21 protein-coding genes, 1 tRNA gene and 2 pseudogenes are annotated in these 21,726 nt (G+C 72.1%); 9 read left to right on the top strand and 15 right to left on the bottom strand.

Annotated elements, in window-relative coordinates; all coding sequences use genetic code 11:
* Positions 1 to 123: 123 nt before the first annotated feature.
* From ABZ930_RS39230 to ABZ930_RS39240, 3 genes are read right to left on the bottom strand one after another with little or no spacing between them, the layout of a single operon-like run.
* Positions 124 to 750 carry a bifunctional 4-hydroxy-2-oxoglutarate aldolase/2-dehydro-3-deoxy-phosphogluconate aldolase gene (locus ABZ930_RS39230; RefSeq protein WP_361559606.1) on the bottom strand — a complete coding sequence of 209 codons (627 nt, stop codon included), beginning with the start codon at positions 748 to 750 and terminating at the stop codon, positions 124 to 126.
* Positions 738 to 1,484 carry an IclR family transcriptional regulator gene (locus ABZ930_RS39235; protein ID WP_361559609.1) on the bottom strand — a complete coding sequence of 249 codons (747 nt, stop codon included), beginning with the start codon at positions 1,482 to 1,484 and terminating at the stop codon, positions 738 to 740. The genes ABZ930_RS39230 and ABZ930_RS39235 overlap by 13 nt, the downstream gene beginning before the upstream one ends.
* 4 nt (positions 1,485 to 1,488) lie before the next feature.
* Positions 1,489 to 2,430, bottom strand: coding sequence for a sugar kinase (locus ABZ930_RS39240; RefSeq protein ID WP_361559612.1), 942 nt, complete (start codon positions 2,428 to 2,430; stop codon positions 1,489 to 1,491).
* 114 nt (positions 2,431 to 2,544) lie between these two features.
* Between ABZ930_RS39240 and ABZ930_RS39245 the strand changes: the two genes are divergently transcribed.
* Positions 2,545 to 3,201 carry a GNAT family N-acetyltransferase gene (locus ABZ930_RS39245; RefSeq protein WP_361559615.1) on the top strand — a complete coding sequence of 219 codons (657 nt, stop codon included), beginning with the start codon at positions 2,545 to 2,547 and terminating at the stop codon, positions 3,199 to 3,201.
* Positions 3,202 to 3,214: 13 nt separating this feature from the next.
* Here the strand turns inward: ABZ930_RS39245 and ABZ930_RS39250 are convergent, their stop codons facing one another.
* On the bottom strand, positions 3,215 to 3,553 hold the full coding sequence (locus ABZ930_RS39250) for a DoxX family protein (RefSeq protein ID WP_361559618.1): 339 nt from the start codon (positions 3,551 to 3,553) through the stop codon (positions 3,215 to 3,217).
* Positions 3,554 to 3,772: 219 nt separating this feature from the next.
* Here ABZ930_RS39250 and ABZ930_RS39255 point away from each other — a divergent pair, with 219 nt between their 5' ends.
* The gene (locus ABZ930_RS39255; RefSeq protein WP_361559621.1) at positions 3,773 to 4,849 is read left to right on the top strand and encodes a GNAT family N-acetyltransferase; all 1,077 of its coding nucleotides are present in this window, start codon (positions 3,773 to 3,775) and stop codon (positions 4,847 to 4,849) included.
* Positions 4,850 to 4,876: 27 nt separating this feature from the next.
* On the opposite strand, the gene ABZ930_RS39260 is transcribed toward ABZ930_RS39255, so the two are convergent.
* Positions 4,877 to 5,677, bottom strand: coding sequence for an SAM-dependent methyltransferase (locus tag ABZ930_RS39260; RefSeq protein WP_361559624.1), 801 nt, complete (start codon positions 5,675 to 5,677; stop codon positions 4,877 to 4,879).
* A 295-nt stretch (positions 5,678 to 5,972) separates the two neighbouring features.
* Positions 5,973 to 6,635, bottom strand: coding sequence for a response regulator transcription factor (locus ABZ930_RS39265; protein WP_361559627.1), 663 nt, complete (start codon positions 6,633 to 6,635; stop codon positions 5,973 to 5,975).
* Positions 6,636 to 6,905: 270 nt separating this feature from the next.
* Here ABZ930_RS39265 and ABZ930_RS39270 point away from each other — a divergent pair, with 270 nt between their 5' ends.
* Genes ABZ930_RS39270 through ABZ930_RS39280 form a run of 3 tightly spaced genes read left to right on the top strand, consistent with a single transcriptional unit; the run spans position 6,906 to position 9,820 of the window.
* Complete coding sequence (locus tag ABZ930_RS39270; RefSeq protein ID WP_361559630.1) at positions 6,906 to 7,226, top strand: circadian clock KaiB family protein; 321 nt, start codon at positions 6,906 to 6,908, stop codon at positions 7,224 to 7,226.
* The gene (gene kaiC, locus ABZ930_RS39275) at positions 7,219 to 8,751 is read left to right on the top strand and encodes a circadian clock protein KaiC (RefSeq protein ID WP_361559633.1); all 1,533 of its coding nucleotides are present in this window, start codon (positions 7,219 to 7,221) and stop codon (positions 8,749 to 8,751) included. The genes ABZ930_RS39270 and kaiC overlap by 8 nt, the downstream gene beginning before the upstream one ends.
* Positions 8,744 to 9,820, top strand: a complete 1,077-nt coding sequence (locus ABZ930_RS39280) for a PAS domain-containing sensor histidine kinase (protein WP_361559636.1) — start codon at positions 8,744 to 8,746, stop codon at positions 9,818 to 9,820. Before kaiC ends, ABZ930_RS39280 begins: the two co-directional genes overlap by 8 nt.
* A 178-nt stretch (positions 9,821 to 9,998) precedes the next feature.
* Here ABZ930_RS39280 and ABZ930_RS39285 read toward each other — a convergent pair whose 3' ends face one another.
* The 6 genes and pseudogenes from ABZ930_RS39285 to ABZ930_RS39310 all read right to left on the bottom strand — a co-directional run bounded on the left by ABZ930_RS39285 (position 9,999) and on the right by ABZ930_RS39310 (position 14,205).
* On the bottom strand, positions 9,999 to 10,214 hold the full coding sequence (locus ABZ930_RS39285) for a DUF6243 family protein (RefSeq protein WP_361559639.1): 216 nt from the start codon (positions 10,212 to 10,214) through the stop codon (positions 9,999 to 10,001).
* A gap of 29 nt (positions 10,215 to 10,243) precedes the next feature.
* Positions 10,244 to 10,426: pseudogene (locus ABZ930_RS39290) on the bottom strand (hypothetical protein); the annotation flags it as partial.
* Between the two features lie 2 nt (positions 10,427 to 10,428).
* On the bottom strand, positions 10,429 to 11,145 hold the full coding sequence (locus ABZ930_RS39295; RefSeq protein ID WP_361559642.1) for a GAF domain-containing protein: 717 nt from the start codon (positions 11,143 to 11,145) through the stop codon (positions 10,429 to 10,431).
* A 323-nt stretch (positions 11,146 to 11,468) separates the two neighbouring features.
* Positions 11,469 to 11,738 (bottom strand): hypothetical protein, encoded by a 270-nt coding sequence (locus tag ABZ930_RS39300; RefSeq protein ID WP_361559645.1) that lies wholly within the window; start codon positions 11,736 to 11,738, stop codon positions 11,469 to 11,471.
* Positions 11,739 to 11,903: 165 nt separating this feature from the next.
* Positions 11,904 to 11,976: transfer RNA gene (locus tag ABZ930_RS39305), tRNA-Arg, on the bottom strand.
* A 105-nt stretch (positions 11,977 to 12,081) separates the two neighbouring features.
* Positions 12,082 to 14,205, bottom strand: coding sequence for a regulator (locus ABZ930_RS39310; RefSeq protein ID WP_361559648.1), 2,124 nt, complete (start codon positions 14,203 to 14,205; stop codon positions 12,082 to 12,084).
* A gap of 196 nt (positions 14,206 to 14,401) precedes the next feature.
* Between ABZ930_RS39310 and ABZ930_RS39315 the strand changes: the two genes are divergently transcribed.
* Positions 14,402 to 16,105, top strand: a complete 1,704-nt coding sequence (locus tag ABZ930_RS39315; RefSeq protein WP_361559651.1) for a class I adenylate-forming enzyme family protein — start codon at positions 14,402 to 14,404, stop codon at positions 16,103 to 16,105.
* Positions 16,106 to 16,360: 255 nt separating this feature from the next.
* Here ABZ930_RS39315 and ABZ930_RS39320 read toward each other — a convergent pair whose 3' ends face one another.
* Entirely contained in the window at positions 16,361 to 17,635 is a 1,275-nt protein-coding gene (locus tag ABZ930_RS39320; RefSeq protein ID WP_361559654.1) for a M6 family metalloprotease domain-containing protein, read from the bottom strand.
* A gap of 246 nt (positions 17,636 to 17,881) precedes the next feature.
* On the opposite strand from ABZ930_RS39320, the gene ABZ930_RS39325 reads away from it, so the two are divergent.
* Both ABZ930_RS39325 and ABZ930_RS39330 read left to right on the top strand, forming a co-directional pair.
* Positions 17,882 to 18,544 (top strand): TetR/AcrR family transcriptional regulator, encoded by a 663-nt coding sequence (locus tag ABZ930_RS39325; protein ID WP_361559657.1) that lies wholly within the window; start codon positions 17,882 to 17,884, stop codon positions 18,542 to 18,544.
* Positions 18,545 to 18,645: 101 nt separating this feature from the next.
* Complete coding sequence (locus tag ABZ930_RS39330; protein ID WP_361559660.1) at positions 18,646 to 20,175, top strand: MFS transporter; 1,530 nt, start codon at positions 18,646 to 18,648, stop codon at positions 20,173 to 20,175.
* 19 nt (positions 20,176 to 20,194) lie between these two features.
* On the opposite strand, the gene ABZ930_RS39335 is transcribed toward ABZ930_RS39330, so the two are convergent.
* A complete protein-coding gene (locus ABZ930_RS39335) occupies positions 20,195 to 20,710 on the bottom strand; it encodes a MarR family transcriptional regulator (protein WP_361559663.1) in 516 nt (171 codons plus the stop codon).
* Between the two features lie 118 nt (positions 20,711 to 20,828).
* On the opposite strand from ABZ930_RS39335, the gene ABZ930_RS39340 reads away from it, so the two are divergent.
* Positions 20,829 to 21,590 (top strand): class III extradiol ring-cleavage dioxygenase, encoded by a 762-nt coding sequence (locus ABZ930_RS39340; protein WP_361559666.1) that lies wholly within the window; start codon positions 20,829 to 20,831, stop codon positions 21,588 to 21,590.
* Positions 21,591 to 21,641: 51 nt separating this feature from the next.
* On the opposite strand, the pseudogene ABZ930_RS39345 reads toward ABZ930_RS39340, so the two are convergent.
* Positions 21,642 to 21,726, bottom strand: a pseudogene (locus ABZ930_RS39345) (alpha/beta hydrolase); the annotation flags it as partial.

The raw sequence follows: 21,726 nt of genomic DNA on the forward strand, positions 1-21,726 counted from the left end.
CGCGCCCCTGAAGGCATGCGCTGCGCGCAGCCTTCCCCTGCCCCTGGGCGAGCGAAGCTCGCTTCCAGGGGCGCGGGGAACTGCGCGAGAAGCGGTCGCCGGGCCGCAGCCCGTTGGAGTGGCTCAGCCACCCAGTAGCTCGGCCAGGCGGTCGAGTTGGTCCGGGTCCTCCAGGGCTGAGCCGACGGCGACGACGCGGGCGCCCGCTTCCAGGTAGGCGGCGGCGTTGCCGGCGTCCATGCCCCCGGTCGCCACGAACGGCACCTCGGGAAACGGCCCCCGCATCGCCCGGAACCAGTCCACCCCCAGCACACTCGCCGGAAACGCCTTCAGCCAGTCGAGCCCGAGCCCCCGCGCGGCCTGCACATCGGTGGGCGTCGCCACCCCGGGCAGATGCGGAAGCCCGGCGGTGGCGCTGGCCCGCACCACGGCGGCGTTCAGCCCCGGCGCCACGGTGAACGCCGCCCCCGCCGACACCGCCCACGACAGCCGCTCGGCGCTGGTGACCGTCCCGGCGCCCACGGCTTTGCCCCGCTCGGCCCCGGCGGCGACCACCGCCTCCAGCACCCGCGCCGCCTCCTCGCTCTGCACCGGCACCTCGACACAACTGATCCCCAGGTCCCAGGCGGTCGAGGCCAGCTCGACGGACCGCTCGGCGGACATCCCGCGCAGGATCGCCATCACCGGCACCCCGGCGAACAGCGTGTCGAAGGTGGTCCCGGCGGGGTTCTTGTCGGTCACGGTCGCCATCCCAGCTCCTTGGAGATCGTCTCGGCGGTGGTCAGCAGATCGGGCAGGACGTCACGGACGAGCGCGTCGAGGCCGGCCCGCGCCTTGAGCGCGGTCACCGACACCGCCGCGACGACCTCGCCGCCGCAGTCCCGTACGGGGACGGCGACACAGTTCACGTAGGACTCGTACTCGCCGTCGTCGACGGCCCAACCCCGCTCCCGCACGGTGGCGAGCTCCGCCCGGTAGCGGTCGGGGTCGGTGATCGTCGTCTCGGTGCGCGGCGCGAAGTCGCAGTCGGAGAGCAGGAGTTCGGCCTGCTCGGGCGGCAGGTGCGCGAGGATCGCCTTGGCGGCCCCGGCGGTGTGCAGCGGCACGGGCCGGCCGATCTCGGCGTACAGTCGCACCCCGTCCGCCGGGTCGATCTTGTCGGCGTAGACGATCCGCTCGTTCTCCAGCGCGGCGAGGTGCACGGTGTGCCCGCAGGCGGCGCCGAGGGCGCGCAGCGGTTCGGCCGCGACGTCGCGCAGCCCGAACTGCTCGCGGGCCAGGTGGGCGAGTCCGGCGAGCCGGTATCCGACCGCGTACCGCCCGTCGGGGAGCCGGCGCGCGAGGCCGCCCTCGGTGAGCGACTCCAGGATGCGCAGCGCCGTCGAGCGGTGCACGCCCAGGTGGTCGCCGACCTCGGTCTGGGTGCGGGGGCTGCGGGCGACGTACTCGAGGATGTCGATGGCCCGCCGTACGGTCTGGGACACGGGATCATCCCCTCCCTTCGAGGACGGTCTCTTCGGTGGTGGCCGGGACGTAGTCCTCGATGCTGCGCAGGGTGCGCCCGGCGAGCCGGTGGCCGAGGGCGAGCCGGTCGCGCTGCGCCGCCCCGGCGAGCAGCCCGCCGAGGTATCCGGCCGCGAAGGCGTCCCCGGCGCCGACGGCCTCGACGACCTCGACGGCGGGCGCGGCCACGAACTCCCGTACTCCTGGGGCGAACACGGTCGCGCCGACCGCTCCGTCCTTCACCACCAGGGTGTCGCGCGGCGCGAGACGCGCGTGCAGTTCGTCGGCGGTGGCGGTGCCCCACAGGGCCTCGCCCTCGTCCCGGCCGACGAGCACGATGTCGGCGCGGCGGGCGAGGTCGAGCAGCGTCTTCGCCGCCATGTCCGTCGAACTCCACAGCGCGGGGCGGTGGTTGACGTCGAAGGAGAGCAGCGTGCCGTGTGCGGCGGCCCGGTCGGCGAGGGTGCGGACGGCGTCGGCGCAGTCCTCGGACAGGGCCGGGGTGATCCCGGTCAGGTGCAGGAGCCGTACGCCGTCCAGGTCGACGCGCTCGGCGTCGGCGGCCGTCATCCGGGAGGCGGCCGAGCCGCGCCGGTAGTAGTGGACGCGAGTGGTGCCGTCCGGGCCGGGGTCCTTGAAGTAGACGCCGGTGGGGGCGGCCGGGTCGACGGTCACGTCCTCGACGTGCACCCCGCGCCCCGCGACCGCCGCGACGATGCGCCGCCCGAACGGATCGTCGCCGACCCGGCTCACCCAGGCCGCGCGATGCCCCAGATCGGCGAGGTACTGCGCCACGGTCGACTCGGCGCCCGCGACCGCGAGCCGGATCTCCCGGCTGTGCTCCAGGCCCGCGCCGTCGGCCGGGGTCAGCTGCGCCATGGTCTCGCCGAGGCAGATCACCTCGGGGCGGTGCGGAAGCGGCGGCACGGTCGGCTCCTGTCGTACGGGCTGCGGGCGCGCGGGCCCGCCTCATGCCGCACGGGCTCGCTCCGGACGACGCTAACAGCCCTCTTGCAACGAGCGTGCACATGATGCAACAGCATGATGCAACAGCAGTCGCGGGCCGGTCCGGAAACCGGGTGCGCCCGCCCGTCCGTGCCCGGCATGCTGCGGACCATGCCCTTCCTGATGCAGCCCACCATCGCGCCCGGCACCTTCTCCCGCTCCCCGCAGCCCACCCTCCGCACGGCCGACGGCGAACTCGCCCTGCGCCCCTTCGAGCCCGCGGACGCGGCGGCCGTCCACACCGCCTTCCAGGACCCGGTGCTCCAGCACTGGCACATCCGCACGATGGACTCCACCGACGAGGCGGGGCAGTGGGTGGAGTCGGTGCGGGAGGGCTGGCGGAAGGAGACCGCGGCCCAGTGGCTGGTGGTCCGGGCCGGCGACGGGGAGCCGCTCGGCCGGATGGCCCTGCGCCAGATGGATCTGGAGGAGGGGGTCGCCGAGGTCGGCTACTGGGTGATGGCGGGCGCCCGCGGCCTCGGCGTGGCCCCCAGGGCGCTGACCGCCATGACCGACTGGGCCCTGGCGGCCGGCTTCCACCGCATCGACCTGGAGCACTCCACCGGCAACGAACCCTCGTGCCGGGTCGCGGAGAAGTCCGGCTACCCGCTGGAGGGCACCCGGCGCAGCTCCGCGCTGCACGCGGACGGCTGGCACGACATGCACGTCCACGTGCGCATCCAACACCCCTGACGGACAGGGGGAGTTACGCGAGGACGAAGGCGGCGACGACCGGCGCCGCGTACAGCAGCGGGAACGGCACGTGGCTGAACCAGCGGGCCCGCACCACGGTGACGACGGCCCCCGCGAAGTACAGGACGAGACCGATCCCGGCGGCGATCCCGATCGCCGGCACGGCAAGACCGACCAGCAGGCCCACGGCCCCCGCGGCCTTGGCCGCGCCCAGCCACGGCAGCCAGCCGGCCGGGACGCCGTAGTCGGCGATCGGCTTGACCACCCACTCGGCGCGGGTGAAGACGGAGACGGCCGAGAAGGCGGTCATGGCGGCGGCGATCACGGTGACGACGACGAAGGCGACGGACATCGAAGGCTCCTCAACAGGTGGACCGGGGTGCGGAGGTGATCCGCTGCCTTACTGACGCGAGCCGCGCCGGAAGTGTGACGGCGCCGCCGCAGCCGACTTCGTACGAAGCTGCCCGAACTACTCTTGACAGTGTGCGTACTGTTTCGCGACCTTTGAGCCCTATGGGGGGACAGGGGAGCACATGTCGCGCGCCCCTGCGGAAGGGCGGTCGATCGCACGGTGGACATCACCACGTACAGACCCGATGAGCTGAGCCCGTCGCTGCGCGCCGTCTGGCACGCCACCATGGACGACGCGCCGGACTATCAGAACCCCTTCCTCTCCCCGGAGTTCGCGGCCGGAGTCGCCCGGCACCGGCCCGGGGTGCACGTGGCGGTGTTGCGCGAAGGGGGCGAGCCGGTCGGCTTCCTGCCCTACGAGAGGGGCCCGCTCGGCGTCGGGCGCGCCCTCGGGCTCGGCCTGTCCGACTGCCAGGCGCTGGTGCACCGGCCGGGCGTCGGCTGGGACACCCAGGAGCTGCTGAGGGCCTGCCGGCTCTCGGTGTTCGAGTTCGACCACCTCGTCGAGGAGCAGAAGCCCTTCGGCCGCTACGTCACCGGCACGTTCGCCTCCCCCGTGCAGGACCTCAAGGACGGCGGCCACGACTCCTACCCGGAGTGGCTGCGGGCCACCTATCCGGGGCAGGCCAAGACGATGCTCAAGAAGGAGCGCCGCCTGACCCGGAACGCCGGGGAGATGCGCTTCGTCTACGACGAGCGGGACCCGGCCGTGCTGAGCCTGCTGATGCGCTGGAAGTCGGCCCAGTACCGGCGCACCGGCCGGATGGACCGCTTCGCCCGCTCGTGGATCGTGCACCTGGTGGACGATCTCGCGACGGTCCGGGAGCCCCACTTCACCGGCGTGCTCTCCGTCGTCTACGCGGGCGAGCGCCCGGTCGCCGCGCACTTCGGGCCGACGTCGCGCACGGTCTTCGCGGGCTGGTTCACCGCGTACGACCCGGAGTTCAGCTACTACTCGCCGGGCCTGATGATGCATCTGCGGATGGCCGAGGCGGCGGGCCGGCACGGCATCCGGATGATCGACTGGGGGCGCGGCGAGAAGGAGTACAAGGACTGGCTCAAGACCCGCGAACTGCGCGTCACCGAGGGCTTCGCCAGCCGCCCGCACCCGGTGGCGGCCGCCCACCGGCTGTGGCGCCGCCCGGTCCGCGGCCTGCGCAACACGGTCCTTGCACACCCCCGCCTGCGCGACCGTGCGGACCGCCTCCTGAAGACGGTGGGCGGCCTGCGCGGGTGAGCCCGCCCCCCGGACCGCTCACCCCTTTCAGGGCTTGCGGCCCACACCTCCGTAGAAGCCGATCCTTCCCGCCTCGGCCGGCGGCGGGGAGTCGGGCCGCCAGAACGAGATCTGGGCGAGGCCGGGATCGACCAGCTCGAAGCCCTCGAAGAACCGCTCGACCCGGTCCTTGACCCGCAGGTTCAGCGAGGCGGAGGCCTTGCTGCTGTATCCGGCCTCGGCGTTCCTGCGGTCCGCGAAGTCGCCCGTGGCGTGCGAGAGCACCAGATAGCTGCCCGAGGGCAGCGCGTCCCGCAGCTCGGCGGCGACCCGCTCCGGCTCGTCGGCGTCGGTGAGGAAGTGCAGCACGGCGACGAGCAGCAGCACCACCGGCTCGTCGAAGTCGATCAGCCGCCGCACGTCGGGGTGCCCGGTGATGCTTCCCGGATCCCGTACGTCGCCGAGGACTATGCCGGTCGAGCCGGTGCGGCTGAGCAGCGCGTCCCCGTGCGCCTTCACGATCGGGTCGTTGTCGACGTACGCGACGTGCACGCTCTCCCGGGCGACCGCCTCGGCGATCTCGTGCACGTTCGGCGAGGTCGGCAACCCGGTCCCGATGTCGAGGACTTGACGCACGCCCCGGCCCACGGCGAACCGCACGGCCCGCTCCATGAACGCCCGGTTGGCGCGCACCCCGTCCCGCGCCTCGGGCGCCACGGCGATGAGGTCCTCACCGGCCTGCCGGTCCACGTCGTAGTTGTTCTTGCCGCCCAGCAGGTAGTCGTAGATCCGGGCAGGATGCGGTCTGCTGGTGTCGATCACCCCGGACTGCGTGTCGTCCCGCTGCACGTGGTGCTCCCTTCCGTGATCAGTTGCGGACAGCTTCGCACATCAACTACCTCTGCGAGTGCCGCAATTGATCGTGAGCACAGCTCAAGCCGGTCCCGTACCTGCGGGGTACGGGACCGGCGTGCGGGAGTCCTGCGGTCGGCCTGTCCGAGTCCGGCCGATGTCCGAGTCGGCGAGCGGGCACCGGCCCCTCCCACCGGACAACGTAGACGGGCGGGGGCGGCTCGCGGCAGCCCCAACTGAGCTGTTTCCGCAGCCCTGATGGGCTGTTCCGGGAGGCCGCCGCGCCCGTCGCTCACGGCTCCCGGAACTCGCGCAGCAGCCCCGACCGGGCGGCGGAGACGACCGCCTCCAGCTGACTGTGCGCGCCGAGCTTCGCCATGATCCGCTTCACATGGCCGCGCGCGGTGTGCGGGCTCACCACGAGCCGCTCGGCGATGGCCCGCGGACCGAGTCCCCGGCCCATCAGCCGGAGCACCTCGTGCTCGCGCGGGGTGAGTGCCGGACCCTCGCCGCCGGACCGGGCCTCCCCGGCGGGCAGCGAGCCGAGCGCCGAGACGAGCAGGCTCAGCGTGGACTCCTCGACGTACATCGGCCCCTCGGCCGGGGCGCGGACGGCCGCGAGGACGACGGAGAACGGGCTGTCCTTGGCGATGAACCCGGCCGCCCCCGCCGAGGTGGCGGCCACCAGATTGCCGGGCCTGGCGTCCGCGGTGAGCAGCAGGACCCGGGTTCGGGGATGGTCCGCCCTGATCAGCCGGGTGCCCTCGATGCCGTCGGCGCCCGGCAGATGGAGGTCCATCAGCACGACGTCCGGGCCGCACGCGGTCACGAGCGGGACGGCTTCCTCGACCGTGGCCACCGCGCCGACGCACACGAGGTCGGGCTGGGCGTCGATCGCGATGTTCAGCGCGCCCGCCATCGCCTTCTGGTCCTCGACGACAAGCACTCGGATCATGGCGACAACCCCGGGCCGGAACCCGCTCCGTGACGGTCCTACGAGCGTATCCGTGAACGGCCCGGACGCCTTCGTGAACCGGCCGATCCGTCCGGCCGCCCGTCTATCCGAAAGGGCACTGGCCGTCACTCCCCGTGCTGCGTAGCGTGGGAGGGAGCAGCCAGACCGCGGAGGTCTCGCGATGAGCAGCGCCGATGATCCGGAACCACGCCGTGAGCGGGTTCTCGTACGAGAGCCTCCGGGCCGGCCCCGTCCGGGCAGGAACCGCTGATGTCCCGCGGCACGACCACGTACGTCTTCACGCTCTTCGTGGCCGGAGCGTCGGAACGCTCCGACGCCGCCCGGTCGAATCTGCGCAGAGTGTGCGCGTCCCGGCTCGTGGACGGCTACGAGCTCACCGTGATCGACGTCGTGGAGCGGCCCGAACTGGCCGAGGAGCACCGCATCCTCGCGACCCCGACCATCATCCGGATCGCACCGCTCCCGCAGCGGCGCGTCATCGGCGATCTGTCCGACGAGCGTCGGGCCGCCCTCGCACTGGGACTGCCGGACGCGGCCGAACTGGCCCAGGAGGGGCGGGGCGATGACTGACATCGACGGCATCCGAAGGATGCCGACCGGTATCAACGGGTTCGACCAGATCTCGCTGGGCGGGCTGCCCGCGGGACGCTCGACGCTGGTGTCCGGCACGACGGGCAGCGGCAAGACCCTGTTCGCCATGGAATTCCTGGCGCGGGGGGTGCAGAACGACGATGAGCCCGGGGTGTTCGTCACCTTCGAGGAGGACCCCGACGACATCCGCACCAACGTCACCTCGCTGGGCTTCCCGATCGCGCAGTGGGAGGCGACGGGGAAGTGGGTGTTCGTCGACGCCTCGGCGGACATCGCCCTCGAGGCGTCGACGATCGGCGCGTTCGACATGGGCGCCCTGACCGTGCGGATCGCGCACGCGGTCCGCCGGATCGGCGCCCGGCGCGTCGCCCTCGACTCGCTCGGCGCGGTCTTCACCAACGTGGGCAACACCGGAGTCATCCGCCACGAACTGTTCCGCATCGTCTCGGCACTCGATCTGCTCGGGGTGACCACGGTGGTCACCGCGGAGCGGCCCGAGGAGTACAACAGCGTGTCCCGCTTCGGTGTCGAGGAGTTCGTCCTGGACAACGTCATCATCCTGCGCAACGTCCTGCGGGCCGAGCGGCGGCGCCGGACCGTCGAGATCGTCAAGTTCCGCGGCACCAGCCACCGCACGGGGGAGTGGCTGTTCACCATCGGCCCGAGCGAAGGCATCGTGATCATGCCGCTCGCCTTCCTGCGGCCGCGCGAGCGCGCCTCGACCGAGCGTGTCTCCTCCGGCAACCCCGACCTCGACGCCATGTGCGGCGGCGGCTTCTTCCGCGACTCGATCGTGCTGCTCACCGGCCCCACCGGCACCGGCAAGACCCTCACGAGCCTGTTCTTCGCGGCGTCCGCCGTCCGCGCCGGAGAGCGCTGTCTGCTCCAGACCTTCGACGAGACCCGCGAGCAGCTCGCCCGCAACGCGGCGAGCTGGGGCCTCGACCTCGACGCCATGGAGGCATCGGGGCTGCTGCGCATCGTGTCCGAATACCCCGAAGTGGCCTCGCCGGAGGACCACTTCCTGCGGATCCGGCGCGTCATCGAGGAATTCCGTCCCTCCCGCGTGGCCATCGACACGCTCTCCGCGCTCGAACGCATCGTCAGCTCCCGCGCGCTGCTCGACTTCGTCATCGCCCTGGGCGCGGTGCTCCGGCACCACGAGGTCACGACCCTGCTGACCTCGGCCCCCACCGGCCGGGTCACCCCGACCGTCACCCCGGCGATCGCGATGGAGGTCGCCAGCCTCACCGACGTCACCATCCTGCTGCGCTACGTGGAGGCCGAGGGCGAGATCCGGCGCGGCATCGCCGTCCTGCAGACCCGCGGCTCCGTCCACGACCACAGCGTCCGCCAGGTGACGATCGACAACACCGGGATGCACATCGGCGAACCCATGCGCGGCCAGTCCGATGTCCTCGGCACGGCCTACCCGCAGGCGCCGGCCGCGGGGAAGCAGGCCGAATGGAGCGCGCGCCATCCCGACACGGGTGCCCATGAATGATTCCGCCCGGCCGACGCGTGCGGTGCCGACCGGTGAGCCGTCGGACGCCGGGCCAGGAGGCTCGCTGGACGGCGTGGTGCGCGGCCACCCGAGCGAGGCGGTCCTGGCGGGGATGCCCGACGGGATCGTCGTGGTCGACGGGGAGGGGATGATCAGGCTCTGCAACCCGGCCGCCGCCGCCCTGTTCGGCCGCCCCGCGGGAGAACTCCTCCATCTCCCCTTCGGCTTCCCGATCACGTCCACCGGGGTGACGGAGATCGACCTCGTCCTGCCGTCCGGTTCCGCCCGCGTGGTCGAGATGCGGGTCACGCAGACCCACGCGCTGGGGGAGCGGATGTACATCGCGGCGCTGCGCGACGTCACCGAGCGGCACCGGGCGCAGCGCGCGCTGGAGGCGGAACTCGACCGCCAAGGCATCATGATCGCGGTCACCGCGCACGAACTGCGCACCCCGCTGGCCACCATCGGCGTCCTCGCGCACACCCTGCGCGACGCGGGCGCCCGGCTCACGGACGCTCAGCGCGAGGACATCGCGCACCGCATCGTCGACAGCACCGAACGGCTGCAGGCCCTCGTCCGCAAACACCTGACGGCGGCACGCATCGACGCCCAGGCCACCGACGCCGCCCCGCAGCCCGTCCCCGTCCTCGAATTCATCCTGGAACACCTCGGCGGACTCGGCGAGGACGCTCCCGAGGTGGACGTGGACTGCCCGCCCGACGTCGCGGCGTACGTGGACCGCGGCGACCTCTGGGAGATGCTGGCCAACTACCTGGAGAACGCCTTCACCCACGGCCTGCCACCGGTGCGCATCACGGTCACGCCGTCGCCCGCGGACGAGGTCGTCGTCCGCGTCCACGACCACGGCCCCGGCGTCCCACCGGCCACGCTGCCGCGCCTCTTCCAGCGCTTCGCCGGCGCCGGTGTCCCACCTCGGAGCACGGGCCTCGGCCTGTGGATCGTCCGCAGGCTGGCGCGGGCGGCCGGGGGTGACGCCTGGTACGAGGGCGACAAAGGGGTGGGGGCCGTCTTCTGTCTGCGGCTGCGGCGGGTGCCGAATGAGGCGTGACCGTCACGTCGGGTGGCGCCCCCTGGGCCCGCTGCCGGGTGAGGAGTGGCCCCGGATCCGGTGCGGCCCGTCCGCGGTGCTCTTGTACGCGCACGCCGGGAGAAGCGCGGCAGGGCCCGGACCGTGCGTCGTGGTCCGGGCCCTGCCCCGTGCGGTGCCGCTCTGCGGCGGTGGCGCGTCAGCTCTGTGCGGTGTCGTCGCCCGCCTGGCCGGTGCCCTCGGCCGCGCCTGTCTTCTCGCGCATCTTGCGCAGCAGCTCCGCCTTCTTGTCGGCCGCGAGCTGGCGGTCGAGGTTGCGGTGCGGACCGTTGTTCTGCCGCTCGGCGCGGGACTGCTTCTTGCGCTGGCCGCCGCCCTGGCCCACGGGGTTGTTGATGTTCTTGCTGTCGGTCACGGTTTCTCCCGGCGATGAAAAAGGCCAGTTCAAGAGGATGACGTTGCGGACTGCTGGGAGCCGTGCACGTACGCCGTCGTTGATGTCAGCTGTGGATGTCGGGCAAGCCGAGGCACGATGCTCACCGCGCGGTAATCGTACCCGTCCCGCTTGAAGCCAGGGGCTTCCCATGTGAGGTCGACCTGCTGTCCGGCCGACAGCGTGCGCAAGCCGGTCACTCCAGGTCGCTCGCGAGGCGCAGGCCGGATTCGACTATCCGGCGGGAGACGTCGACCGTGGTCGTGCCGTCACGGAAGGCCCGCGCCTTGATGAGGTCCAAGGCGTCCTCGACGGTGCACTCCTCTTCCACCAGGACGCTGCCGGTGGCCTGATGGACCACGCTCTGCTCGTCGATGTCCCCGTAGAGCAGAGGATCTCCGTCCGGCCCGAACAGGACCTGCTGGACGAGGGCCGCGGCGAAGCGGCGAAGGTCTGCCTCCACGGGCAGGTGGACCTCGCCGTACACGGCCAGCACTCCGACTCGGCGCGCCCCGGACCTGAGCGGCACGGCTGCGGCGCTCCGCAGTCCGAGATCCAGAACGCCGGGACCGTAGTTCGGCCAGCGGGTCACCAGGTCGGGGTCGGCAGCGGCCACCGCACGGCCACTGCGCGCCGCGTCGCACATGGGGCCCTCTGCGAGCACGTACTCCAGGTCCTGCGCCCTGCCGGCCCGGGCGTCCGACGTCGCGACCGCCAGTTGCTGCATGCTCCCGTCCAGCACGACCAACGCCCCGCCGTCGGCTCCGCACACCGCGGCCATGGTGTGCATGAAGGGGGGGCGGATCTCGCGATTCTGGGGCGACCAGGCACTCAGCCGGCGGGCGTAGGCCTCCTGCATCTCGGCGGCGGCGAGGTGATGGGCAGCCGAGGCGCGGTGGAATTCGGCTAGCACCCTGTGCCTGTCGGACCTGCTCTGCTGCCACAGGAGATCGTGGCGCTGGGCGGCAACGGCCGCCTCGGCGGCACGCACACGTGCAAATGCCGCTCGCCGCCACACGGCCGCAGCATCACGCTCAGTCACGTTGTTTACGCTACTCCCGGCGCCGAAGATCAGTCAGCCCGTCCGGAAAGAACGGTATCGACGCAGCAAGGCCGTAGACGTCGCCGGTCTGAACCCACCCGTCTCATTCGGAGCGGTCGAATCCGAACCGCCGCTACGGGCCGAAGTCCACCTGGACGCCGTCGCCTTGTTTCCCGGCGGCTGGAATCGCGCTGTCAGACGGTGAGCAGCTGCGCAGTGCGCATCAACGTACTCTCGATGGTCATCACGGCCTGGCGCTGCGCGTTGGCCGATGTCTGATGCGCGTCCGCGATGCGCCGGTAGACCTCGGCCAGGCGCAGATGATGACCTGAGCCACGGGACTGTGCTGCGACCATATGGGCATCCGCACTGGCCAGGCACTGGTCGGCACGACCTTCGGCGGCTGAAGCCCGTTCGAGGAGCAGGGCCTTCTGACGTTCCAAGTCGAGTTCGTTGGCAGTCACTTTCCGTACGGTATCCCGGTCTTCAGAGCATGCCTACATGTACCCGCCACACCACCTGCTGCTCCCGCGATGTGCCCGCGGCCGGATCAGCCACGGTGAGGTCAGAAGCGGATGTCAAAGGGCCACCACTTCCGGAGATCCGGAGGTGGTGGCCCTTTGAACCGGTGCCCCCGGCAGGATTCGAACCTGCGACACCCGCTTTAGGAGAGCGGTGCTCTATCCCCTGAGCTACGAAGGCGGGACAGGGCGGCGAGAATGGTGCGGTGCCGCCGCGGACAGTGTAGCGGGTGCCGGTTCGCAGGGGTGGAGGGCTTGGGGAGGCGGGGGCCGCCGTTCCAGGTGCTCAGGGGGTGCCGGCGTCCAGTGTCGCGAGGAGCGCCGTGACGCCGGTGTGGATCGAAGGGGACTCCGCGCCCTCGGCGTAGTGGGTGGCGTAGGTGGTCGGGGAGAGGGCCGCGCGGACGGCCGCTTCGCAGGTTCGGCGGTGTTCGGTCATCTCGGGGGAGCCCAGGTGCGGGGTGCCCAGGACGCTCCAGGCGCGGTCGACCAGGCCGAAGATGCGGGCCGCCAGTTCCGGGCGGCGGTCGCCGGTGGCGGCGAGGGCGAGGGAGTCCAGGGTGACCGCCATGCCGTAGAGGTCGTCCAGGTGGCACTTGGCCTCCAGGGACGAGCAGAGCGGGGCGATCGCCTCGGCCGGGCTGCCCTGGGCGATGCACTGGTTGCCCCAGACGTAGTCGGCGTAGGCGCCCGCCCACATCTCGCCGATCGGTGAGGTCAGCTCCTTGAGGCGGTCGACGCGGGCCCGCACCCCGTCGGCGTCGCCGAGCATCATGTGCGCGTAGCCCCACACCGGCAGCGAGATCAGCTCGATGATGCGCGGGCCGGTGCGGGCGGCCTGCTCGTGCGCCGCCGCGTAGAGGGGGAGGGCCTGGTCGGGGGCGCCCTGGAGGGTCAGCGCGCTGGCGTGCACGCACAGGGCGCCGGCCAGCGCGGGCTCGTCGGCGTACTTCTCGGCCAGCGCCCGCGCCTCGGCGGTCAGCCGGCTGGCGGCCTCCAGGTCGCCCTGGCCGACGGCGACCATGCCGCACGACCACAGCGCCCGCGCGGCCCCGCGCGGCCGGTCGGGGGCCAGGGCCAGGGCCGCCTCCGTGTAGTGCCGGCCCTCGCGCAGATGCCCGCAGCAGAACCAGAAGTAGACGAGGTCGCTCGCCATCTCCAGCGCCGTGTCCGGCTCGGTGGCCAGACAGGTGTCGAGGGCGGCCCGCAGATTGGGCAGCTCGGTGACGGTGCCGGCCTGCCACCGCGCCTGGTCGGGGCCGATCCACTCCTGCTCGCCGCGGTGGGCCAGGAGCCGGTAGTAGTCGCGGTGGCGCAGCCGCAGCCGGTCGCTCTCGCCGAGCCGGTCGAGCCATTCGGCGCCGTACTCGCGCACGGTGTCGAGGAGCCGGTAGCGGGAGTCGTCCGGCGGGCCCTCGCGCAGCAGGACGGACTTGTCGACGAGACCGTCGAGGACCTCGGTGAGATCGCAGTCGGCGAGCGGGTCCACACTGCACACGAAGTCGACTGCCCGGGCGTCGAAGCTGCCGGGGAAGACGGAGAGCCGGGCCCACAGCAGCCGCTCCTGCGGGGTGCACCACTCGTGGCTCCAGCCGATGGTGGTGCGCAGACCGCTGTGCCGGACGGGCCGGTGGACCGTGGGGACGCAGTCGTCGAGGCCCTCGTCGGTGACGGGCGGCTCGGCGCCGGCGTTCGACGACAGGACGTTCATCCGTTCGTCGAGGCGGTGGACGAGGTGGTCGACGGAGGTGGCCCGCAGCAGGCCCGCCGCGAGTTCGATGGCGAGCGGCACGCCGTCCAACAGGGCGCAGAGCCGCGCCAGTTCACCCTGGTCGCCGTCGTCGGGCGCCGGGTCGCCGTCCGGCCAGGCGCGGGCGCGCAACAGCGCCGGGGCCTCGCCCTCGGGGCCGGTGTCCATGGGGCCGACGACGACGCGGTGCTCGTCCGGGATGTCGAGGGCCTGCCGGCTGGTGGCCAGGATGCGCACGCCGGGCGCCGCCGCGAGCAGCGTCCTGGCCAGCTCGGCGCACTCCTTGACGAGGTGCTCGCAGGTGTCCAGGACGAGGAGCAGCTCGCGCTCGCGCAGATAGTCCGACAGGACGTCGATGAGCGGGCGGTTCGTCTGGTCGGCCACCCCCAGGACGCCCGCGACCGTGTGTTCCAGCAGGTCGGGGGAGAGGACCGGGGAGAGCTCCACCAGCCAGGCCCCCTGGGCGAGTCCGGGCGCGGTGCGCGCGGCGGCCCGCAGCGCGATCCGGGTCTTGCCGATGCCCCCCGGGCCGGTGAGGGTGACGAGTCGTGCGGTGCCGAAGGCCTCCAGGACCTCGTCCGTCTGCCGGGACCGGCCGATGAACTCCGTGGTCTCCAGGGGCAGGTTGCCGTGCTTGGGGTTGTTGCTGTGCGTGGCCATGGGGGGAACTCACCTCTCCCAGCGGGATTCCGAGGACTCCACTGGTGGACCGGTTTCCAGACACGGAGCGTTGCACACCGGGAGACCGCCTGTCACTCGAACGGGGGACGCTTGCCGAATGCAGTCGGGAGGCGGCCGAAGGGTGGGCTGTGCAGGCACCTTGACGCAGGGCGGGGACCGGGACGTACCGTCCGGTATGGCCTCGTCCCCGGAAGACCTGAGAGCCCTGGAAGCCCTGCTCACCGCCCCCGGTGCGCCCTTCGCCGTCGTGACGGACGAGGCCGGACGCCTCTCCTACGCCGACGGGCCGCGCACGCTGCGGGAGTTCGCCGAGACGACCTGGGCGTTCGGCGACACCCCGTTCCTGATCGCCGACAGCGGCCGGCTCACGTACGGCGAGTTCTTCGCGGGCGCGAGCGCGCTGGCCCGCCGTTTCCTGGCCGCCGAGGACGAGGGCGGCTACGGGCTGCGGCCCGGCGACCGTGCCGTCGTCGCCATGCGCAATCACCCGGAGTGGCAAGTCTGCTTCTGGGCCGCCCAGTTGGCGGGTCTGGTGGCGGTGCCGCTGAACTCCTGGTGGACCGCGGACGAGATCGCCTACGCCCTCGACGACTGCCGCCCGCGGGTGCTGCTGGTCGACGGGGAGCGGTACGAGCGCGTCGCGCCCTGGCTGGCCGCCGCCGAGGAGGGCGTACGGCCCTGGACGCTGGTCTGTCACGAGGAGGGCCGCGAGGCGGTCGGGCCGCGCGTCGAGCGGTACGCCGAGCTGCCCGTCGCCGATCCGCTGCTCGGGCCGCCCGACGTCGACGTCTCCCCGGAGGCGGACGCCACGATCCTCTACACCTCGGGCACGACGGGCCGCCCCAAGGGCGCCGTCGCCACCCACCACGCGCACATGGCCGCGATCGCCAACCCCCGCTATTTCGCGGCGCTCTCCTCGCTCGGCCGCGGGGTGATGCCGGGGCAGGGGCCGCTCCTTCCCGGGCTGCTCACCTTCCCCTTCTTCCACGTCGCGGCCTTCACCGGGTTCTACGCGGCCATGGCGGCGGGCGGCACCCTCGTGCTGATGCGCAAGTGGGACACCGATGCCGCGCTCGCGCTGATCCGGGAGCACGGCATCGGGAGTTTCGGCGGCGTCCCGGCGACGGCGCTTCAACTCCTCTCCCGTGCGGACGAGTTGGACGACGACCTGCCGACCCTGACCATGTTCAACACGGGCGGGGCCGCCGCGCCGCCGGAGCTGGTGGCCCGGCTCACCGCCCGCTTCGGCGACCGCATCGAACCCCGCAACGGCTACGGACTCACCGAGACGCTCGGCGGCATCAGCGCCAACTTCGGCGAGCAGTACCGCAGGGTGCCCGGCAGCGTGGGGCGGCCCGCGCCGGCCGTCGAGGCGCGGGTCGTCGATCCGGGCGGGGCGGTGCTCGGTGACGGGGAGGTGGGGGAGCTGTGGTTGCGGGGACAGTGTCTGATCCGGGGCTACTGGGACGATCCCGGCGCGACCTCGGCCGCCTTCACCGATGACGGGTGGTTCAGGACCGGGGACCTCGCCGAGATCTCCGACGGGCTGATCAGCGTCGTCGACCGGATCAAGGACATGGTGATCCGGGGCGGGGAGAACGTGTACTGCGTCGAGGTCGAGGGGGTGCTGCACGGGCATCCCGATGTGCTGGAGGCGGCGGTCGTCGGCGTGCCGCATCCGGTGCTGGGGGAGGTCGTCGCGGCCGTGGTGCGGGCGCGGGTGGGCTCGGGGCTGGATTCTGCGGGCCTCCGCGCGTTCGCCGCGCTGTCGTTGGCCGGGTTCAAGGTGCCTGAGCGGGTGGTGGTGCAGGACGTTGCGCTGCCGCGGAACGCTACCGGGAAGGTGTTGAAGCGGGAGTTGCGGCGCGGGTTGCTTTGACGGGTGGGTTGTCGGCTGCGGGTCGCGTCGTGGCTGGTCGCGCAGTTCCCCGCGCCCCTGAGATGCGCACTTCGTGCGCCATCTCATCAGAGGCGTGCGCTGACGCGCAGCCTCACCCTGGCGTCCCTGGGCGAGCGGAGCTCGCTTCCAGGGGCGCGGGGAACTGCGCGAGAAGCGGCCACCGGCCGTCAGTCGACGTACGACCCAGGGGCGCGGGGAACTGCGCGACCAGCCACGACGGCGCCGCACTCGGCCCTATTTCCGGGTCACGGAGACCCGGTAATCGCCGGCGGCGTCCACTCCGGTCACCGCGATGCGGACCCCCGACCTGCGGTCCCGGAAGACCTCGCCGGGGCGCCACGTGGCGTCGGAGAGTTCGGCGTGGACGTTGGGGCGGCGCGTGCAGCCCCCGGAATCCGGCGTCGCGTCCTCGACGGTGACGGGCCCGTGCCCGGTGTCGACATCGGCGTCGACCCGGTAGATCAGCACTCCGGGCCGGCACACGGCCTCGTCGTTGCCCCCGGCCGTCCGCACCTCGACCGCGTACCCGGTCTTCCCGGTCAGCGGCACGAACGCCATCTTCGTACCGCCCTCCTGCGCGCCCATCGGCGAGAGCACGTGCTGGGTCGTGCCCGGCTGGGCGGCGCAGCGGATCTGGGAGTCGTCGAGCCAGCCCAGCTTCCACTTGTGCCAGCCGAGCAGATCGTTCCCCACGCCCCAGTCCTCGCTCATGATGTCCCAGTGCCCGACGGCGCCCCCGCCGTCCTGGGTGTAGAGGTCGGGCAGACCGAAGACGTGCCCGTTCTCGTGCGGCAGGACGCGGTACCCGGTCTCCGCGTAGGAGCCGGAGCCGTCGTCCTGGCGGGAGTACACGAAGGACATGTTCGACAGGGGCACCCCGTCGGCGACGGGGGCGTCGTGGTTCCCGGCGAAGGTCACGGACAGCACGGTGTCCAGGGCGGAGGGCCCCGCGTTCGGGGTGACGAGGACGTTCACGAGGTCGTAGGCGCGGAAGTCCACGTCGGGGTCGGCGGCCGCCACGATGTCGTCGACCAGCTCGCGGTAGCCGGGGTCGAAGGGGGCGCCGCGCTCTATCCCGTACGCGCTGAACGGCTTCGGCATCCGCAGCCAGTGCTCGACCGGGGCCTCGGGAACGTAGTCGAGTTTTCCGTACGAGGCGGTGGCGAACCAGCGCTGGGTCTGCGGGAAGAACTCCGCGAGCCGGTCCGTGGCGCGGTCCTCGCCGGGGGCGTCGGGGAAGTCCACCATCAGATTGAGGGCGTGGACGGTGCCGGTCGAGCGGGCGTAGCCGGAGGAGGTGGGCACGCCCTCCGACATCTGGACGCCCAGCGCGCCCCGGATCATGCAGGAGCCGAGGGAGGTGGCCCGGGCCAGCGCCACCGGTCCCGCGGCGGTCGTGCGGCTGTCGACGGTCCGGCCGGTGCTGGCGGTCATGGTCAGCGCGAGGGCCACGGCGGTGGCCCCGGCGAGCAGCGCGCCGCGCCGGCCCCTGCGTATCTGCTGCCGCATCCGATCCGCCTCACCGTCGTGGTCCGGGGTCCGTTTCGATCACCCTGTGACGAGGTGCGGCGGGTCGCGCGCTGGGTGCGCCGAACGTGGGTTTCCGCGGCCGGAGGCATGTGAGCCAGGTCACATGGGGGCGGGAAATAACCGGGGACGCTTTCCCCGTTTGGCTAGATGTCCGATGAAGCGGGGACCGGCTCCCCGCTTCACGCCCCCAGATCCCGTACGAGATCCCTGACGAAGGAGACCGTGGTGGCCACCGCCCCCGTGACCGAGCAGCCGCAGCGCCGCGCCCCGCGCCCGCGGGCCGACGCCGTGCGCAACCGGGAGCGGATCGTGGCGGCCGCGCGCGAGCTGCTCGTCGAGCACGGGACGGAGCTCCCGCTCGACGAGGTGGCCCGCCGCGCGGGCGTCGGCAACGCCACGCTCTACCGGAACTTCAAGGACCGCGGAGAGCTGCTGCACCACGTCGTCCTCACCGTCACCGACCATGTGACGGACCACGCGGAGCGGGCGCTCGCCGCCGAGGAAGCCGGCGAGGACTCCTTCGAGGTGCTGCGCGGCTTCGTGCACGCCGCCGCGGACGAGCGCATCGGCGCGCTGTGCCCGCTGCTCAACGCGACCTTCGACAAGGACCACCCCGAGGTGGTCGCCTCCCTGGACCGGCTCACCGCCGCCATCGAGGACCTCATCGGCCGCGCCCACGCGGCCGGGCGACTGCGCCCCGACGTCGGCGTCGGGGACCTGATGGTCGCCCTCTCCCAGCTCACCAGGCCACTGCCGGGCACCGCGTGCCTGGGCTTCGACCGCTACGTCCACCGTCATCTGCAGCTGTTCCTCGACGGCCTGATGACACCCGCCCGCTCGGAACTCCCGGGTGAGGCCGCCACCTTGGAGGACCTCCGCCAGGACTAGCTCCTCGCCCGAGCCCGTATCTCCGCACCCGTTTCCCGGGCAGCCGTACACGTCCGTACGCACCCGAATTCTCACGCTTATTCACGACTTGGAGTCCCGCTGTGGGTACGCCCTTGCCTGACACGGCACCCGACGCGCGACGCTGGAAGGCTCTCGTCTTCATCGCGCTCGCCCAGCTGATGGTGGTCCTCGACGCCACCATCGTGAACATCGCCCTGCCCGCCGCCCAGAGCGACCTCGGCATATCCGACGGCAACAAGCAGTGGGTCATCACGGCCTACGCGCTCGCCTTCGGCGGCCTGCTCCTGTTCGGCGGACGCATCGCAGACCTGTGGGGCCGCAAGCAGACCTTCGTCACCGGCCTGATCGGTTTCGCGCTCGCCTCCGCCATCGGCGGCGCCGCGCAGAACGAGGCCATGATGTTCGGCGCCCGGGCCCTCCAGGGCCTCTTCGGCGCGCTGCTCGCCCCGGCCGCGCTCTCCCTGCTCGCCGTGATGTTCACGGACGCCAAGGAGCGCGCCAAGGCGTTCGGCATCTACGGTGCGATCGCCGGTGGCGGTGGCGCCGTCGGCCTGATCCTCGGCGGTTTCCTCACCGAGTACCTGAACTGGCGCTGGACGTTCTTCGTGAACATCCCGTTCGCGATCGTCGCCGCGGCCGGTGCCGTCCTCGTCATCCGTGAGCCGGCCGGCGGCCGCAACCGCTCGCCGCTCGACATCCCCGGCGTGCTGCTGTCCACGCTCGGCCTGGTCTCCCTCGTCTACGGCTTCACGCGCGCCGAGACCAACGGCTGGTCCGACGCGACCACCATCGGCATGTTCGTCGCCTCGGCCGTGCTGCTGCTCGCCTTCGTCGCCGTCGAGGCCCGGGTCAAGCACCCGCTGCTGCCGCTGCGCGTCGTCGCCGACCGCAACCGCGGCGGTGTCTACGCCTCGCTCGGTCTCGCCGTCATCGGCATGTTCGGCCTGTTCCTCTTCCTGACCTACTACCTCCAGGTCGTGAAGGGCTTCTCGCCGGTCAAGACCGGCTTCGCGTTCCTGCCGATGATCGCGGGCATGATCACGGGCTCCACCCAGATCGGCGCCCGCCTGATGACCCGCGTCCCGCCGCGGCTGCTGATGGGCCCGGGCTTCCTGGTCGCCGCGCTCGGCATGGGCCTGCTGACCCAGCTGACGGTCGACGCGTCCTACCCGGCGCTGATCCTGCCGGCCCAGCTGCTGCTCGGCCTCGGTATGGGTACGGCGTTCATGCCCGCCATGTCGCTCGCCACGATCGGCGTCGAGGCGCGGGACGCGGGTGTCGCCTCCGCGATGGTCAACACCTCGCAGCAGGTCGGCGGCGCCATCGGCACCGCCCTGCTGAACACGATCGCCGCCTCGGCCACCACCGCGTACCTGGTGGACCACGCCGCCGGTGCCCGCAACGCGCAGCTCCTCCAGGCGCAGGCCCTGGTGAGCGGCTACACCCACGCCATCTGGTGGGCCGTCGGCATCCTGCTGGTCTCGGCGACGATCGCCTTCACCCTCATCAACACCGGTGTCCCGGGTGTCGGCGCGGCCTCGGCCGCTTCCGCCTCCGGCGACGGGGACGGCGTCGAGGACGAGTTCAAGGTGCCGGTGATCGCGCACTGACCCCGGGGTCGGGACGGCCTCACCTGAGCCAGGGGAGGTCCGCCCCGGCCTCCTTCGGCTGAAGTCCCTCGGCGACGATCCGCATGATCTCGCCGAGGGACTTCTGCTGTTCGGCGTCGAGCCGGTCGAAGAGCGCGTGCCGGACGGCCTTCACATGGCCCGGCGCGGTCCGCTCCAGGACGCCGAGACCCTCCTCGGTGAGCACCGCGAACTGGCCGCGCTTGTCCGAGGGGCAGTCCTCGCGGCGCACCCAGCCGTTCGCCTCCAGGCGGGCGATCGCGTGCGAGAGGCGGGAGCGGGTGATCTTCGCGTCCCGCGCCAGCTCCGTCATCCGCAGCCGTCGCCGGGGGGACTCGCTCAGCTTGACCAGGAGCCCGAAGTAGACGTGCGGCATCTTCGCGTCGCGCTGGAGTTGGCGGTCCAGGTGATCCTCCAGGAGCGTGGTGGCATGGAGGTACGCCCGCCAGATGTGCTGTTCGTCCTCGGTGAGCCACTCGGGCTCGGTGCTGCTGTCCGCGCTGCTCTTCGGCTCCATGGCATCCATCGTAAAGACCTCCTTCTTGAATATTAAACAACCGGCGAGTACTTTTGGGTACAGCAACGCTTGAAACTTCAAGGAGGTCGTCGTGTCCGTCCCCATGGCCCCCGAGCGCATGCCCGCGCTCTACCTCTCCCACGGCGCCCCGCCGCTCGCCGACGACGCGCTCTGGCCCGGCCAGCTCGCCGCGTGGTCGGCCGGTCTGCCCCGGCCCAAGGCGATCCTGATGGTCTCGGCGCACTGGGAGGAGGCCCCGCTGGCCCTCGGCGCCGTCGAGACGGTTCCGCTCGTCTACGACTTCTGGGGCTTCCCCGAGCACTACTACCAGGTGACGTACGCGGCTCCGGGCGCGCCCGAACTGGCCGACTCCGTACGCAAGTTGCTGCGTGCTCCGGGGATTCCGGTGCAGGACGTGCCGGACCGGGGGCTCGACCACGGCGCGTACGTCCCGCTCGTCGAGATGTACCCGGACGCCGACATCCCCGTCCTCCAGGTCTCCATGCCGACGCTCGACCCGCAGAAGCTGATGGAGATCGGGCGGCGGCTCGCTCCGCTGCGGGACGAGGGGGTGCTGATCGTCGGCTCCGGGTTCTTCACGCACAACCTCGCCGCGCTGCGGCAGGGCGGCATTCCGTCGTGGTCGGCGGAGTTCGACGACTGGGGGCGGCAGGCGCTGGACGCCGGGGACGTGGACGCGCTGCTCGACTTCACGCACAAGTCGCCGGCCGGGACGCTGGCGCATCCGCGCACCGAGCACTTCGCTCCGTTGTTCGTGACGATGGGCGCGGCGGAGGCCTCCGGCGAGCTGGGGGCGCAGCGGTCGGTGATCGACGGTTTCTGGATGGGCCTGGCGAAGAGGTCACTCCAGTTCGGCTGACGGTCGCGTCGTGGCTGGTCGCGCAGTTCCCCGCGCCCCTGCCCGCGGGGTGTCGAGCGCCGCGACCTGGGCGAGCACGTCCTGGGCCAACTCGGCCTGTGCGTAAGGGGCTTCGTCGTCCGCCGGGCCGGGTGTC

It is taken from the genome of Streptomyces sp. NPDC046716 (genome assembly GCF_040645755.1).
GTDB lineage: Bacteria > Actinomycetota > Actinomycetes > Streptomycetales > Streptomycetaceae > Streptomyces.

Bases quoted from the DNA above. Each gene is read 5' to 3' on its own strand.
- ABZ930_RS39265 (WP_361559627.1), bottom strand. From the start codon at position 6,635: ATGATCCGAGTGCTTGTCGTCGAGGACCAGAAGGCGATGGCGGGCGCG.
- ABZ930_RS39315 (WP_361559651.1), top strand. From the start codon at position 14,402: ATGGCCTCGTCCCCGGAAGACCTGAGAGCCCTGGAAGCCCTGCTCACC.
- ABZ930_RS39280 (WP_361559636.1), top strand. From the start codon at position 8,744: ATGAATGATTCCGCCCGGCCGACGCGTGCGGTGCCGACCGGTGAGCCG.
- ABZ930_RS39270 (WP_361559630.1), top strand. From the start codon at position 6,906: ATGTCCCGCGGCACGACCACGTACGTCTTCACGCTCTTCGTGGCCGGA.
- ABZ930_RS39320 (WP_361559654.1), bottom strand. From the start codon at position 17,635: ATGCGGCAGCAGATACGCAGGGGCCGGCGCGGCGCGCTGCTCGCCGGG.
- kaiC (WP_361559633.1), top strand. From the start codon at position 7,219: ATGACTGACATCGACGGCATCCGAAGGATGCCGACCGGTATCAACGGG.
- ABZ930_RS39310 (WP_361559648.1), bottom strand. From the start codon at position 14,205: ATGGCCACGCACAGCAACAACCCCAAGCACGGCAACCTGCCCCTGGAG.
- ABZ930_RS39230 (WP_361559606.1), bottom strand. From the start codon at position 750: ATGGCGACCGTGACCGACAAGAACCCCGCCGGGACCACCTTCGACACG.
- ABZ930_RS39245 (WP_361559615.1), top strand. From the start codon at position 2,545: ATGATGCAACAGCAGTCGCGGGCCGGTCCGGAAACCGGGTGCGCCCGC.
- ABZ930_RS39340 (WP_361559666.1), top strand. From the start codon at position 20,829: ATGCCCGCGCTCTACCTCTCCCACGGCGCCCCGCCGCTCGCCGACGAC.
- ABZ930_RS39335 (WP_361559663.1), bottom strand. From the start codon at position 20,710: ATGGAGCCGAAGAGCAGCGCGGACAGCAGCACCGAGCCCGAGTGGCTC.
- ABZ930_RS39250 (WP_361559618.1), bottom strand. From the start codon at position 3,553: ATGTCCGTCGCCTTCGTCGTCGTCACCGTGATCGCCGCCGCCATGACC.